This is a genomic window from Rhizobium sp. BK312 (assembly GCF_014193605.1).
Classification (GTDB): domain Bacteria; phylum Pseudomonadota; class Alphaproteobacteria; order Rhizobiales; family Rhizobiaceae; genus Rhizobium.
The window spans coordinates 527,822-541,252 of sequence record NZ_JACHZP010000003.1; the positions used below are offsets into that span (position 1 = coordinate 527,822).

15 protein-coding genes are annotated in these 13,431 nt (G+C 58.9%); 10 read left to right on the plus strand and 5 right to left on the minus strand.

Annotation, left to right across the window (positions count from 1 at the left end; genetic code table 11):
• Positions 1-16: 16 nt before the first annotated feature.
• Entirely contained in the window at positions 17-1,084 is a 1,068-nt protein-coding gene (locus FHT85_RS11195; RefSeq protein WP_112410681.1) for an HlyD family secretion protein, read from the plus strand.
• A 95-nt stretch (positions 1,085-1,179) separates the two neighbouring features.
• Here the strand turns inward: FHT85_RS11195 and rplI are convergent, their stop codons facing one another.
• From rplI to rpsF, 4 genes are all read right to left on the minus strand, one after another.
• Positions 1,180-1,758, minus strand: a complete 579-nt coding sequence (rplI, locus tag FHT85_RS11200; RefSeq protein ID WP_015339352.1) for a 50S ribosomal protein L9 — start codon at positions 1,756-1,758, stop codon at positions 1,180-1,182.
• Between the two features lie 19 nt (positions 1,759-1,777).
• Positions 1,778-2,758, minus strand: coding sequence for a DUF2232 domain-containing protein (locus FHT85_RS11205; protein WP_112410680.1), 981 nt, complete (start codon positions 2,756-2,758; stop codon positions 1,778-1,780).
• Between the two features lie 165 nt (positions 2,759-2,923).
• Positions 2,924-3,172, minus strand: coding sequence for a 30S ribosomal protein S18 (gene rpsR / locus FHT85_RS11210; RefSeq protein WP_004122103.1), 249 nt, complete (start codon positions 3,170-3,172; stop codon positions 2,924-2,926).
• Positions 3,173-3,184: 12 nt separating this feature from the next.
• Positions 3,185-3,631, minus strand: coding sequence for a 30S ribosomal protein S6 (rpsF, locus tag FHT85_RS11215; RefSeq protein ID WP_015339354.1), 447 nt, complete (start codon positions 3,629-3,631; stop codon positions 3,185-3,187).
• Positions 3,632-4,022: 391 nt separating this feature from the next.
• Between rpsF and FHT85_RS11220 the strand changes: the two genes are divergently transcribed.
• The 3 genes from FHT85_RS11220 to FHT85_RS30515 all read left to right on the plus strand — a co-directional run bounded on the left by FHT85_RS11220 (position 4,023) and on the right by FHT85_RS30515 (position 6,108).
• Positions 4,023-4,763 (plus strand): histidine phosphatase family protein, encoded by a 741-nt coding sequence (locus tag FHT85_RS11220; RefSeq protein WP_112410679.1) that lies wholly within the window; start codon positions 4,023-4,025, stop codon positions 4,761-4,763.
• 127 nt (positions 4,764-4,890) lie between these two features.
• Complete coding sequence (locus FHT85_RS11225; protein ID WP_246779944.1) at positions 4,891-5,811, plus strand: hypothetical protein; 921 nt, start codon at positions 4,891-4,893, stop codon at positions 5,809-5,811.
• Positions 5,812-6,108: a hypothetical protein gene (locus tag FHT85_RS30515; protein WP_246779945.1), complete on the plus strand. Its 297-nt coding sequence runs from the start codon at positions 5,812-5,814 to the stop codon at positions 6,106-6,108.
• 52 nt (positions 6,109-6,160) lie between these two features.
• Here FHT85_RS30515 and FHT85_RS11230 read toward each other — a convergent pair whose 3' ends face one another.
• Positions 6,161-7,204: an aldo/keto reductase gene (locus tag FHT85_RS11230; protein WP_112410678.1), complete on the minus strand. Its 1,044-nt coding sequence runs from the start codon at positions 7,202-7,204 to the stop codon at positions 6,161-6,163.
• Between the two features lie 194 nt (positions 7,205-7,398).
• Between FHT85_RS11230 and fabD the strand changes: the two genes are divergently transcribed.
• The 6 genes from fabD to FHT85_RS11260 all read left to right on the plus strand — a co-directional run bounded on the left by fabD (position 7,399) and on the right by FHT85_RS11260 (position 13,429).
• Positions 7,399-8,343 carry an ACP S-malonyltransferase gene (gene fabD / locus FHT85_RS11235; protein WP_112410677.1) on the plus strand — a complete coding sequence of 315 codons (945 nt, stop codon included), beginning with the start codon at positions 7,399-7,401 and terminating at the stop codon, positions 8,341-8,343.
• A gap of 25 nt (positions 8,344-8,368) precedes the next feature.
• The gene (fabG, locus tag FHT85_RS11240) at positions 8,369-9,106 is read left to right on the plus strand and encodes a 3-oxoacyl-[acyl-carrier-protein] reductase (RefSeq protein ID WP_112410676.1); all 738 of its coding nucleotides are present in this window, start codon (positions 8,369-8,371) and stop codon (positions 9,104-9,106) included.
• Positions 9,107-9,392: 286 nt separating this feature from the next.
• The gene (locus tag FHT85_RS11245; RefSeq protein ID WP_004122114.1) at positions 9,393-9,629 is read left to right on the plus strand and encodes an acyl carrier protein; all 237 of its coding nucleotides are present in this window, start codon (positions 9,393-9,395) and stop codon (positions 9,627-9,629) included.
• 114 nt (positions 9,630-9,743) lie between these two features.
• Positions 9,744-11,006 (plus strand): beta-ketoacyl-ACP synthase II, encoded by a 1,263-nt coding sequence (gene fabF, locus FHT85_RS11250; RefSeq protein WP_112410675.1) that lies wholly within the window; start codon positions 9,744-9,746, stop codon positions 11,004-11,006.
• Between the two features lie 212 nt (positions 11,007-11,218).
• The gene (gene mltG / locus FHT85_RS11255; protein WP_112410674.1) at positions 11,219-12,433 is read left to right on the plus strand and encodes an endolytic transglycosylase MltG; all 1,215 of its coding nucleotides are present in this window, start codon (positions 11,219-11,221) and stop codon (positions 12,431-12,433) included.
• Positions 12,434-12,541: 108 nt separating this feature from the next.
• Positions 12,542-13,429 (plus strand): YicC/YloC family endoribonuclease, encoded by an 888-nt coding sequence (locus FHT85_RS11260; protein ID WP_112410673.1) that lies wholly within the window; start codon positions 12,542-12,544, stop codon positions 13,427-13,429.
• Positions 13,430-13,431 lie beyond the last annotated feature (2 nt).

A 13,431-nucleotide genomic window follows, 5' to 3' on the forward strand; every position in this document is an offset into this window, starting at 1 on the left:
GATATGAAATAGCTCCATGTCGAGGCTTGTTCGCTCCCCCATCGAAGTCATCGCGGTTCTCGCCGGCATCGGCGGCGTCATGTTGGTTCTCTATGCCTGGCATCTGCCGCCGTTCAAAACCGCGGTCGAGACTACGGACGACGCCTATGTCAAAGGCTATGTCACGACCATCAGCCCGCAGGTCAGCGGCTATATCACCGACGTGCCGATCAAGGACTACAAGCTCGTCAAGGAGGGCGACGTGCTCGCCCAGATCGACGACCGCATCTACAAGCAGAAGGTGGCGCAGGCCCACGCGACGCTGGACGGGCAGAAGGCGGCACTTGCCAATTCGCAGCAGCAGGAGCAGGCCGCCAAGGCCGGCATCGTCTCCAGTCAGGCGCAGATCGATAGCGCCAACGCAGCGCTGAAGCGTGCCCAGCTTGCCTTCGATCGCGTCACGACACTGGTCTCCAGAGGTGTCTCGACCACGAGCGATTCCGAACAGGCGCAGGCGACGCTGCAGCAGGCTCAGGCATCGGTCAATCAGGCAAAGGCCGCTCTCGACGTCTCTCAGCAGAACCTGACGACGATCATCGTCAACCGCGCCTCCCTGGAAGCCGGTGTCAGCGGCGCGGAGGCTGCCGTGCAGCTTGCCGATATCGATCTCGACAACACGACCATCAGGGCGCCGCAGGACGGCCGCATTGGGGAAGTTGGCGTACGCCTCGGCCAATATGTGACACCAGGTACGCAGCTGATGAACCTGGTGCCGAAGGACGTCTGGGTCATAGCCAATTTCAAGGAAACGCAGCTCGATGGCATGAAGCTCGATCAGCCCGCCACGATTTCCGTGGATGCGCTCGGGCATCGCGAGATCAAGGGCCGCATCCAGCGTTTCTCTCCGGCAGCGGGTTCCGAATTTGCCGTCATCAGGCCCGACAACGCCACGGGCAATTTCACCAAGGTCGCCCAGCGTCTCGGTGTAAGGATCAAGATCGAGGATGGACAGCCACTCGCCGACCAGTTGGCGCCTGGCATGTCCGTCGTCGTTTCGATTGACAAGGATTCGGCTCCGCTGCCGGAGCCCAGGAATAACGACTGACAGAGGCGTTCGCTTTATCGTCTGCCAATAACCAAAAAGCCTGGGTCGAGGACCCAGGCTTTCTTTCATTCACAGTTTTGGAGAAGGCTTGAGGATCAAGCTTCTTCTTCGCCGTCGCGGTCAGCTTCAGGATCGAAGAAATCTTCCGGACGCAGCGCGTCTTCGTCAACGCCGTAGATGGCGTCTGCGGAGGTGAGGGTTTCGCCCTTGGCCTGACGCTCGGCTTCTTCAGCGGAGCGGGCGACGTTGAGCTCAACCTTGATTTCGACTTCGGCGTGAAGCCCGATGGCAACATCGTGCAGGCCGATAGCCTTGATCGGCGTGTTCATGTGAACCTGGCTGCGACCGATGTTGAAGCCTTCGGCGGCGAGGATTTCGACGACGTCGCGAGCAGCGACCGAACCGTAGAGCTGGCCGGTTTCGCCAGCCGAGCGAACGACGATGAAGGACTTGCCGCCGAGAACGTCGGCAACCTTCTGGGCTTCGCTCTTGCGCTCGAGGTTGCGGGCTTCGAGCGTGGCGCGCTCGGCTTCGAAACGAGCCTTGTTGGCGGCGTTGGCGCGCAGCGCCTTGCCGAGCGGCAGCAGGTAGTTACGGGCAAAGCCGTCGCGAACCTTAACGGTTTCGCCCATCTGGCCGAGCTTGGAGATGCGTTCGAGAAGAATGACTTCCATTTTCTTGTTCCTTTCGATGTCAGATTTTCGTGTCTTGATTGGGTGTGTCGGCATTCTTGTTCGGGGTGAGCGATATCGCCTTGCGAGTATCGTAGAGGCCGAGAACAAGGATGATGAAGAGCGGCAGCGTCACAAAGAAGCATACCAAGTAGCAGATGATTAGAACCGGCAGACGCCAGTCCTTGCCTCGCGTCCGGTAGTGCAGCGAAGCAAAGCCGGAAACGATGAAGCCCGCGCCGAAGGCGCCAAGCACGGCGGCGGCAATGAGGCCGAGAACGCCACCGAAGAAGATCGCGACGATCGCCACGAGAAAGACGAAGATCGCATTGCGGTTCATACGCAGCGACGAGGGGATATCGTCGCGCGGACGCAGATTGTGGCTCGAGGCCGCGACGATGCGGGTCGCTACATAATAGGCGGCCAGCAGCATCATGACCCAGATCATGCCCCAGGCGATCGGAATCATGTAGAGCATCAGCGACTTCATCTTCGCGATCGCAACCGGATTGAGCTGAAGATCGGGAGACTGCTGGTTTACCGCGGCCATGTAGGCGTCGACGACTTGTCCCACTAAATCGGCACCGTAACCCATGACCGCGCCGGCGACGATGATGACGACGGCTGCAAGGCCGCACAGATGCAGCATGATGTCGGAGAGCGGATACCAGGCCATCAGATTATCTGGCCCACCAAGTTCAGAGGCAGGACGCGCCAGATTGGCGAGATGGCTGAGCCATGCTGGTATCAGCGTCAAGAGAACGACGAAGAGCCCGAAATAGACCGAGGGGGCGATGATCGTGCCGACGATGCCGGCGACCACGACGGCAACGATGACGGCGATATTGCCCCAGCCGAGGCCGACGATAAGGATCGGAAGAGCAGAAAGCGCACCGAACAGGATGAACAACAATGGCTGAAGGGTCGCGCCATACACGAGTAGGGCGGCGGTCAGACCGGCGAGCGCGCCGATGCCAAGCTCTTTTGCGTTCAACTTTTTCACGTCGCTGTCCTGCTTCGTATCGAGCAGTTAGAGGATGCCTTCGCCACGCGGGCGTGAAAGCTTATCCCCAACATGGGGTTTCAAGGTTCCGATCCGCGCCCATCGCGAAAGGGAGAAGGGAAGGCATCGCTGCCTTCCCTCTAATTCGGTCGGCGTCAGCTTATATTAAGCGACGACGTAAGGCAGCAGGCCGAGGAAACGCGCGCGCTTGATCGCCTGGGCGAGTTCGCGCTGCTTCTTCTGTGAAACGGCCGTGATGCGAGACGGAACGATCTTGCCGCGCTCGGAAATGTAGCGCTGCAGGAGACGAACGTCCTTATAGTCGATGCGCGGCGCATTGGCGCCCGAGAACGGGCAGGTCTTGCGGCGGCGATGGAACGGACGGCGGACCGGTGCGGAGGAAACTTCAGACATTCTCAAATCTCCTTATACGCGGTCTTCGCGCGGACGGCGCGGACGGTCTTCGCGGTCACCACGATCCGGGCGCGGACCACGATCGCCGAAGCTGCGCTCCGGACGGTCGCCATCGCGGCGCGGACGGTCGTCACGGTCGCGCTTCTGCATCATGGCCGACGGGCCGTCTTCGTGCTTCTCGACAGCGATCGTCATGTAACGCAGGACGTCTTCGCTGATGCGCATCTGGCGTTCCATTTCCTGGATCGCAGCGGCCGGAGCATCGATGTCCATCAGGGCGTAGTGAGCCTTGCGGTTCTTCTTGATGCGGTAGGTAAGGGACTTGAGGCCCCAATTCTCGATACGCCCGACTTTACCGCCGTGAGCTTCGATGACACCCTTGTACTGTTCTACGAGGGCGTCGACCTGCTGAGCGGAAATATCCTGCCGGGCAAGGAATACATGTTCGTAAAGAGCCATGGATAGCTTTGCCTTTCTTGCGTTGGTCTGAACCCGATATTCGGCGGCTAAGCCTCAACGACTGCTCCTGAGAGGGTAAACCCAAGCAAGAAAAGCGTTTCCGAGACGGTCGAGAGCGGAGACACGGGAGGCTGGAACGCTTCCGTTCCGAACGATTCCCCTTGCGGAAAACCGGCCCTCCGTTCAGCCACCAGCCAGAAGACCGGGTTGCGAACAGGGCGGCTTATACGGATTTTTCTCCGAAAGGCAAGGGTACGAGCGAAATTATGCCGTTTTGCCCGTGAGCGGCGTTGATGCTCGGGCCAAATCGTGAGCTCCTGTTCGCCGCAGCGTTGCACCCGCCGCGCTCTCCCATATGATGGGATGCGAATTGCAGCAACAGGGATGGTTCATGCGCATCTTTCTCGTTCGGCACGGCGAATCCCTTGGCAATATAGACGACCGGGCCTATCGGCAATTCGGCGATCATAATGTGCCCTTGACGGAATGGGGCTATCGACAGGTGCTGGAGGCGGGGGAGGCGATATCAGCCTATCTGAAGGCATTGCCATCAGCCGAATTGCGCAAGCTGAGCGTCTGGTACTCGCCTTTCCTGAGGACGCGGCAGAGCAAGGATGCCCTGCTGGAGGTTCTGTCTGCCGAGCTCATCGGGGATGTCAGAGAGGATTATCTGCTGCGTGAGCAGGATTTCGGGCTCTTCACCGAAATCTACGATCACGCCGAACAGAAGCGGAAATTCCCCGACGAGTTCGAGAAATGGGCCAGGCTGCGCAACAATAGCGGCAAGTTCTATGCGCGTCCGCCGGATGGCGAAAGCCGCGCCGATGTCGCCCAGCGCGTCCGTCTGTTCCTGCAGACCGTCATGCACGACGCCGAAAACGGCAGAAACAATATCATCATCGTCGGCCACGGCGTCACCAACCGCGCTTTCGAGATGAACTTCCTGCACCACCCGGTCGATTGGTTCGAGCGCTCGGACAATCCGGGAAATGCCGATGTCACCTTGATTGAAGGGCGCAATTCGGAGGGTTATCGGTCGATCCTGCTTCACAAGTCCACGGACCGTGTGACAGGGCAGGAAGAATTGAAGGAGGCTTATGGTTCCGAATTGGCGATTGCGCCGAAGGCGTAGTAATAGTTGCTTGCCGTAGGCATGGCTTTTCCACTGCTGCATGAGCCTGCTTTTATTTCAGCGGCAAAGCTGGCTCTCGAATGTGTTTGCAATCATGGCTTGTGAAACGGCTGGAGCTGTGGAATTCATGGCTTGGCTGCGATGGGGATGGGCTGTGAAGACTGTGAAGAAAAGCTTTGCTTTGCTGGGTTTTGCTTTGGGCTTCGCTCTTCTTGCGCAAGAGGCCGCGGCTCGGCTGAGCTACGACGTTCGAACTGCGGATGATGGCATTACCTATATCACGGTCATTGGCAGCTTCGAAGCCGATGATGATCTGAGCCTTTTCCGTAATAAGGCTGTTTCCAGCCGCGCTATTTATGTCGGCTTCGACAGTCACGGTGGCAATGTCTATAAAGCGCTGGAACTCGGTCGGCTGATCAGATCTCTGGGGCTCAGCACTCTTGCTGTCAGAAGCGCTGAATGCTCCTCGGCTTGCTCCCTATCGTTTCTCGGCGGAGTGGGCCGTTTTGCCGAACCGGGCTCGATCGGCGTTCACAAATCTTCGTTCAGCGATACAAAGGGGATGGATGTCGAGACCGCTGTTGCAGCCGTCCAGCGGCAGACCGCCGACGTGATTGCCTATATGAATGAAATGGGCATCGATCCCGGCTTGCTGCAGCTCACTCTCAAATACGACAGCAACGATATACGCTATCTGTCCTCGAGCGAAATGACACAGTTTCGGGTAACGACAGTGTCATACCAGGAGCTTCAGGAATTCGAGGCAAAATCGTCGTCTAACGATGCTCCGGTGGCGAGTGCTGAAGCGCGCAACGCGGCTCAGCCAACGAGCGAGGATTCGCCGCTTCTGCAAGTTCCGATCCCAAGAAACGGCATTGTTCAGGACGACACAGGTGCAGCCCCGCTGAAGACAAGCCGGAACATGAGCGCCAAGACGATTGGGACTTTCCCGAATGGGAGCGAGCTGACGATCAAGAAGAGCATTGGCGACTGGTATCGTGTGTCGATCGGCAAAAAGTCTGGCTATATGCATCAGACGGCGGTGTGAGTGCGCGAATTTGAAGAAAATCGCTTTGGCAAACAATATATCGAAATAACCGTCCATCCGGTGTTGAAGACAGCTATCCAGCTGGCCAAGGGGGCAAATCCTCCCATGGCGGTCCATTTGACCGCCCAAGGCCGGTATGCAGTTACCATCAAGGACGTCTACGACAAAAATATCGCGCCACTGGTATATCAGCACCTTATGGGGAGTAAACAAATCCCTCTCAGTGCGATCATAACTCACGGCAATAATTACGTTCGGGAAATCTGCTGCAGCGCGTCCACCGCAACGGCCGAATAAACGGGCGAACTCGCCCGTTTATTCATTGTTTTGCATCTTACCGGCACACGCTTTACATCGGCATCGGATACTTGCGACGGACCTGCTCGATCTCTGCGAGCGCCTCGTCGGGCAGGGTCACATAAGCGGCGGCCACATCGGTCTCGAGTTGCGCCATCGTCGTCGCGCCGATGATAACCGAGGTCATGAAGGGCTTGGTGAGGCAATAGGCGAGCGCCAGTTTCGAAGGATCGATGCCGTATTTGGCGGCGATTTCGAGATAGGCCTTCACCGGTGGTTCCTGCAGCGGCTGCAGGCGGCCACCGATATCGAGATTGATCGAGCCGCGCGAGCCGGCCGGCCTTGCGCCGCCGACATATTTGCCGGTAAGGATACCGCCGGCGAGCGGCGAATAGGCGAGCAGCCCAACATCTTCGTGATGCGACAGTTCGGCCAGATCGAGGTCGAAATGCCGGTAGAGCAGATTGTATTCGTTCTGGGTCGTGGCGACGCGCGGCAGGCCCTTTTGCTCGGCGATCGTCAGATATTTCTGAATGCCCCAGGTCGTCTCGTTAGAGAGGCCGACGGCGCGGATCTTGCCGGCCTTCACCAGTTCGCCCATCGTTTCCAGGATCTCGGTGATCTCGGCTATGACTTTCTCGCGATCCTGGTTGAAGGGGTTATAGCGCCAGTTCTGGCGGAAATGGAAATGGCCGCGGTTCGGCCAGTGGACCTGATAGAGATCGATGTAGTCGGTCTTCAGCCGCTTCAGGCTGGCATCAACAGCTGCGTTGATATTGGCGGCATCTGGGCCTTGTCCGCCGCGCAGATATTCGCGCCCCGGGCCGGCGACCTTGGTGGCGAGCACGATATCCTTGCGCTTGCCGCTCTTTTCGAACCAGGTGCCGATATATTCTTCGGTGCGGCCTTGAGTCTCCGGTCCCACCGGTGTCGTCGGATACATTTCGGCGGTGTCGAAGAAATTGATGCCCTTCTGAACGGCATAGTCCATCTGCTCATGGGCTTCGGCTTCGCTGTTCTGCGTGCCCCAGGTCATCGTGCCCAGGCAGATCTGCGAAACGGAAATATCGGTGCGGCCTAATCTCTTATATTTCATGGGAAAACCTTGGGGATGGGAGAAGGTCAAAATGAACGAGGTCGCGCAAATTTAGGCTCGATCTGAGCGAGCGCAAGAAAAAAATCATTGCACTTCGCAGCCGCAAAAGCGCGCGGCTGCGGGGCTTGCACTATTGACTCCGCTGCAAACAATGTCATTGGGAAGCAAAACGACCCCCAAAAGGACGCTTTATAATGACTGTTGCTTTCACATTTCCCGGCCAGGGCAGCCAAGCCGTCGGCATGGGCAAGGACCTTGCCGACAATTTCGCCGAGGCGCGCGCCGTCTTCGAGGAAGTCGATGATGCGCTCGGTGAAAAGCTCTCCGACGTTATCTTCAACGGCCCGGAAGATAAGCTGACCCTGACGGCCAATGCGCAACCTGCGCTAATGGCAGTGTCGATGGCAGTTATCCGTGTACTGCAGGCGCGTGGCCTCGATCTGGAGAGCAAGGTCGCCTATGTGGCTGGTCATTCGCTCGGCGAATATTCCGCTCTCTGTGCCGCCGGCACCTTCTCGCTTGCCGACACGGCGCGGCTTCTCCGTATTCGCGGCAATGCCATGCAGGCGGCTGTTCCGGTCGGCGTCGGCGCGATGGCTGCGATCATCGGCCTTGAACATGCCGATGTCATCGCGGTTTGCGAAGAAGCTTCCGCGCTTGGCGCCTGCCAGATCGCCAATGACAATGGCGGCGGCCAGATCGTTATCTCCGGCGAGAAAGCCCCGGTCGAAAAGGCAGCGGAACTTGCGACCGGCAAGGGCGCGAAACGCGCGATCCTGTTGCCGGTCTCCGCGCCGTTCCATTCCGCATTGATGGCGCCTGCTGCGGACGCCATGCGGGAAGCGCTTGCCGGCGTCGCCAAGACCGACCCGGTCGTGCCTGTTATCGCCAATGTGAAGGCGGCTCCGGTTACCGACGCCGATGAGATCGCGCGGTTGCTCGTCGAGCAGGTCACCGGACAGGTGCGCTGGCGCGAGACGGTGGAATGGTTTGCCGCCAACAACGTGACGACATTGTATGAAATTGGCGCCGGCAAGGTGCTGACGGGTCTTGCCCGCCGCATCGACAAATCGGTCAACGGCATCGCCGTCAACAATGCTGCAGATATAGATACGGCGCTTGCCGCATTGCTTGCCTGATATATTCAAGGAACGAGGGACACACATGCTTGATTTGACCGGCCACAAGGCCCTGGTAACCGGTGCATCCGGTGGCATCGGCGAAGAAATTGCCCGGCTCCTGCACAAGCAGGGTGCAATCGTCGGCCTGCACGGCACGCGCGTCGAAAAACTCGAGACGCTGGCCTCCGAACTCGGCGATCGCGTCAAGATCTTTCCGACCAACCTGTCGGACCGCGACGAAGTCAAGGCGCTCGGCGCCAAGGCCGAAGAGGAGCTTGGCGGCGTCGATATTCTCGTCAACAATGCCGGCATCACCAAGGACGGCCTGTTCGTCCGCATGAGCGACGAGGACTGGGACGCTGTTCTGGAAGTCAACCTGACGGCCGTTTTCCGCCTGACGCGCGAGTTGACCCATCCGATGATGCGCCGCCGCTATGGCCGCATCATCAACATCACTTCGGTCGTCGGCGTGACCGGCAATCCGGGCCAGGCGAACTACTGCGCCTCCAAGGCCGGCATGATCGGCTTCACCAAGTCGCTGGCCCAGGAAATCGCGACGCGCAACGTTACGGTCAACTGCGTTGCCCCGGGTTTCATCGAAAGCGCGATGACGGGCAAGCTGAACGACAAGCAGAAGGAAGCCATCATGGGTGCCATTCCCATGAAGCGCATGGGCACTGGCGCGGAAGTCGCTTCCGCCGTCGCCTATCTTGCATCTTCGGAAGCCAGCTACGTCACGGGTCAGACGATCCACGTCAATGGCGGCATGGCAATGATCTAAAGGAATTGCTGTTGGAGGGTACTTTCCCGCCAATAGCATGTTGAGCAACCCGGAGCCGGCTATTTTCTGGCTTTGCGACAGACTTAAACCGTGTTAAGCGGGCCATGACTGTGAACAGTCGTCCGGAAAATTCAGGCGGACTGGGCCGTATTCAAGGCGCTGGACCGGATCTCAATGCCGGGTTGAACGGGTTTGCCAGCGGCGTCGGAACAGATGCTGCAGGTTTGAATTAGGGTAGGGATGTCACAAGGCATTCTCATCAGGATATAAGGTCGAGGAAACCGACATGAGCGATATCGCAGAACGCGTAAAGAAAATTGTTGTTGATCATCTTGGCGTTGACGCCGACAAGGTTGTTGAAAGCGCAAGCTTTATCGACGATCTGGGTGCGGACTCGCTCGACACCGTCGAACTGGTCATGGCCTTTGAAGAAGAATTCGGCGTTGAAATTCCGGACGACGCTGCCGACTCGATCCTGACGGTCGGCGACGCGGTAAAGTTCATTGAGAAGGCCCAGGCCTAATCATTCGCGCTTTTTGACAGGGCGGGCTGAAGAGTCCGCCCTATTTCGTCCGGCGATGCCGGCCGAAACCTATTTATACGCATATCATCATAAAAAGACGGGGGTCTGCGGGCGATGAGACGTGTCGTTATCACGGGTACCGGCATGGTATCACCTTTGGGCTGTGGCACTGAGGTGTCTTGGACGCGGTTGCTCGCTGGGCACAACGGCGCTCGCCTCGTAACTGAATTCGAGGTCGAGGATCTTGCTGCAAAGATTGCCTGCCGAATTCCCGTAGGCGACGGCACCGACGGCACGTTCAATGCTGACGATTGGATGGAGCCGAAGGAGCAGCGCAAGGTCGATCCCTTCATCATCTATGGCATGGCGGCCGCCGATATGGCGCTGGCCGATGCCGGCTGGCACCCGGAAACGGACGAGGATCAGATTGCAACGGGCGTGATGATCGGCTCGGGCATCGGTGGCCTCGAAGGCATTGTCGAAGCCGGCTATACGCTGCGCGACAAGGGTCCGCGCCGCATCTCGCCCTTCTTCATCCCAGGGCGTCTCATCAATCTCGTTTCGGGGCAGGTTTCGATCCGCCATAAGCTCCGCGGCCCGAACCATGCCGTCGTCACGGCATGTTCGACCGGTGCGCACGCGATCGGCGATGCCGCCCGCCTTATCATGCTCGGCGATGCCGATGTCATGGTTGCCGGCGGTGCCGAAGCTCCGGTCTGCCGCATTTCGCTTGCCGGCTTTGCCGCCTGCAAGGCGCTGTCGACGGACTTCAACGATACGCCGCAGAAGGCCTCGCGCCCCTATGATCGCGACCGTGACGGCTTCGTCATGGGCGAGGGCGCCGGGATCGTCGTGCTCGAAGAGCTGGAACATGCCAAGGCACGCGGCGCCAAGATTTATGCCGAAGTCGTTGGCTATGGCCTCTCGGGCGATGCGCACCACATCACTGCTCCGTCCGAGGATGGCGAAGGCGCATTCCGCTGTATGACATCGGCTTTGAAGCGCGCAGGTCTGACGCCGGCCGATGTCGACTACATCAATGCACACGGTACCTCCACCATGGCGGATACGATCGAGCTTGCCGCAGTCGAGCGGCTGGTCGGCAATGCCGCGTCGAAGATCTCCATGTCGTCCACCAAGTCGGCCACTGGCCATCTGCTCGGCGCCGCCGGTGCGATCGAGGCGATCTTCGCCACGCTCGCCATCCGCGACAATATCGCCCCGCCGACGCTCAATCTGGACAATCCGGAACGCGAAACCGCCATCGATCTCGTTCCGCACAAGGCCCGCAAGCGCGAAATCAACGTCGCGCTGTCGAACTCCTTCGGCTTCGGCGGCACGAATGCATCGCTTGTTCTGCGTCGCTATGAGGCTTAATAACAACGCATAACGGTGAGAGCGGGGATGTCTTTCGGCAACCTCGCCCGCATTCTTGATTGTTGCTGCGCCTTCGTCTTTTTCGGGAATGCGGTGCGGGAACGCCTGATCGGTCGAAGTCGGAGCCTCGGTTCCGCCTTATCTTCTGAACCTGTTTTTTGCCGCATTGCTTGGCCAAAGAGCAGGCAATCACAAAAGGGAAGGGATTGCCGGTGAGCGATACGAACCAGAGCAATGGAACTCCGAACGGGCAGAAGGGGCCGATCATCCCGAAGTCGGCCAATGAAGCCTTGCGTCCGGAGCGTGTTCCGGACCCGCCGAAGCGTTCGCGCAAAGCCCGCAGCCAGATGGTCATCTTTCTGAACTTCCTGATGACGCTGGCAGTTTTTGTTGCCGTCGTTGCGATCGGCGGCGCCTATTACGCGTTTTCGATCTATCAGGGCCCCGGTCCGCTGACGACCAATACGAATTTCATCGTTCGGAATGGTGCCGGTCTCGGCGAGATCGCCAATCGCCTTGAATCCAATAACATCATCAGCGATCAGCGCATTTTCCGGTGGCTGACGGCCACCTATCTCCATGACGGCGAAACTCTTCGGGCCGGCGAATATGAGATCAAGGCTGGTGCTTCCATGAAGGACATCATGGAACTGCTGAAGTCCGGCAAGTCGATCCTCTATTCCGTTACCCTGCCTGAGGGCCTGACGATTCGGCAGATGTTCAATAAGCTGCAGGCCGATACCGTGCTGGAAGGCGATCTGCCGTCGGCGCTGCCGCCGGAGGGCAGCCTGAGGCCTGACACCTATAAGTTCACGCGCGGCACCAAACGCACGGAAATCATTCAGCAGATGGAGGCCGCGCAGACGAAGCTGGTCGAGCAGATCTGGGAAAAGCGCGACTCTAGCGTGCAGTTGGCGAATAAGCAGGATTTCGTCACGCTGGCCTCCATCGTGGAAAAGGAAACCGGTCTTGCCGATGAGCGTGCGCACGTCGCATCCGTCTTCCTGAACCGCCTCGGCAAGGGTATGCGTCTGCAATCTGACCCCACCGTTATTTACGGCCTCTTCGGCGGCGAAGGGAAGCCGGCCGATCGTCCGATCTATCAGTCCGACCTGAAGAAGGACACGCCTTATAATACTTACCTCATCAAGGGTTTGCCGCCGACGCCGATCGCAAATCCTGGGAGGGACGCTCTGGAGGCTGTCGCCAATCCGTGGAAGACGCAGGACCTTTATTTCGTCGCTGACGGCACGGGCGGACACGTCTTCGCCGCAACGCTTGACGAGCACAACGCCAATGTCAGGCGCTGGCGCAAGCTGGTTGCCGAAAAGGGTGAAGATCCCAGCGCCATTGCCGTGGACGGTCAGCCCGACGATGCTGCCGTCGCTCCCGGCTCAGGCGCACAGCAGAAGAAGAAAACCAACTGATCCTCATTGCGCCGCGGCTTGCATAGGAAGCGCGGCGCGGATTCACTTTACATTGACCCATAATGCGAAGACTTTCGTTGGATGGGGATAGAATTATCGGAGGCTTGCATGGCATTGCAGTCCATGACCGGTTTTGCCCGGCGTGAGGGAACGAGCGGTCGTGGCCGTTGGGCATGGGAGCTGCGCTCCGTGAACGGCAAGGGATTGGATGTCCGTCTGCGTCTGCCGCCAGGCCTAGAGCGCCTTGAGGCTGCTGTCCGCAAGTCGATTGCGGATCGGCTCACGCGCGGCAACCTGCAGGTCAACCTTTCCCTTTCCATCGAGGAGAGCCGCGTCGAGGTCGTCGTGAATCAGGATGCGCTGGCGGCGGTCCTGGCGCTGCGCGATCAGCTGGCCGGCATCGTCGATCCCGCGCCGTTGCGACTGGAAAGCCTGATGGCCGTGCGCGGCTTGGTGGAATTCAAGGAAGCCGAAGAAAATGAAGATGCGGTCGCTGCCCGAGACGCCGATATCATGATCGGCCTTGAGACCGCGCTCGGTGATCTCAGCGACATGCGCCGGCAAGAAGGAGATGCACTCGGTAAGGTGCTGCTCGGCCATGTGGCAACGATCGAGGCACTGACGACGACCGTCGAGCGTGATCCCTCTCGTTCGCCGCAGCAAATTGCTGCAAGGCTAGCCACGCAGGTGTCGATGCTTCTCGATGGCTCGTCCGGCCTCGACCGCGACAGACTGCATGCGGAGGCGGCCCTTCTCGCCACCAAGGCCGATCTGCGCGAGGAAATCGATCGTCTCAAAGCGCATGTGGTGGCAGCGCGCGATCTCATCTCCAAGGGCGGCCCTGTCGGACGAAAGCTCGATTTTCTTGCACAGGAATTTAACCGGGAATCGAATACCATCTGTTCGAAATCGAATGCAGCGGCGGTTACTGCCGCCGGTATCGAGTTGAAGGTGGTTATTGACCAGTTCCGCGAACAGGTCCAGAATTTGGAGTAGGC

Coding starts and splice junctions, on each gene's coding strand:
- FHT85_RS11195 (WP_112410681.1), top strand. CDS start 17: ATGTCGAGGCTTGTTCGCTCCCCCATCGAAGTCATCGCGGTTCTCGCC.
- rplI (WP_015339352.1), bottom strand. CDS start 1,758: ATGGAAGTCATTCTTCTCGAACGCATCTCCAAGCTCGGCCAGATGGGC.
- rpsR (WP_004122103.1), bottom strand. CDS start 3,172: ATGTCTGAAGTTTCCTCCGCACCGGTCCGCCGTCCGTTCCATCGCCGC.
- rpsF (WP_015339354.1), bottom strand. CDS start 3,631: ATGGCTCTTTACGAACATGTATTCCTTGCCCGGCAGGATATTTCCGCT.
- FHT85_RS11220 (WP_112410679.1), top strand. CDS start 4,023: ATGCGCATCTTTCTCGTTCGGCACGGCGAATCCCTTGGCAATATAGAC.
- FHT85_RS11225 (WP_246779944.1), top strand. CDS start 4,891: ATGGCTTGGCTGCGATGGGGATGGGCTGTGAAGACTGTGAAGAAAAGC.
- FHT85_RS11230 (WP_112410678.1), bottom strand. CDS start 7,204: ATGAAATATAAGAGATTAGGCCGCACCGATATTTCCGTTTCGCAGATC.
- fabD (WP_112410677.1), top strand. CDS start 7,399: ATGACTGTTGCTTTCACATTTCCCGGCCAGGGCAGCCAAGCCGTCGGC.
- fabG (WP_112410676.1), top strand. CDS start 8,369: ATGCTTGATTTGACCGGCCACAAGGCCCTGGTAACCGGTGCATCCGGT.
- FHT85_RS11245 (WP_004122114.1), top strand. CDS start 9,393: ATGAGCGATATCGCAGAACGCGTAAAGAAAATTGTTGTTGATCATCTT.
- fabF (WP_112410675.1), top strand. CDS start 9,744: ATGAGACGTGTCGTTATCACGGGTACCGGCATGGTATCACCTTTGGGC.
- FHT85_RS11260 (WP_112410673.1), top strand. CDS start 12,542: ATGGCATTGCAGTCCATGACCGGTTTTGCCCGGCGTGAGGGAACGAGC.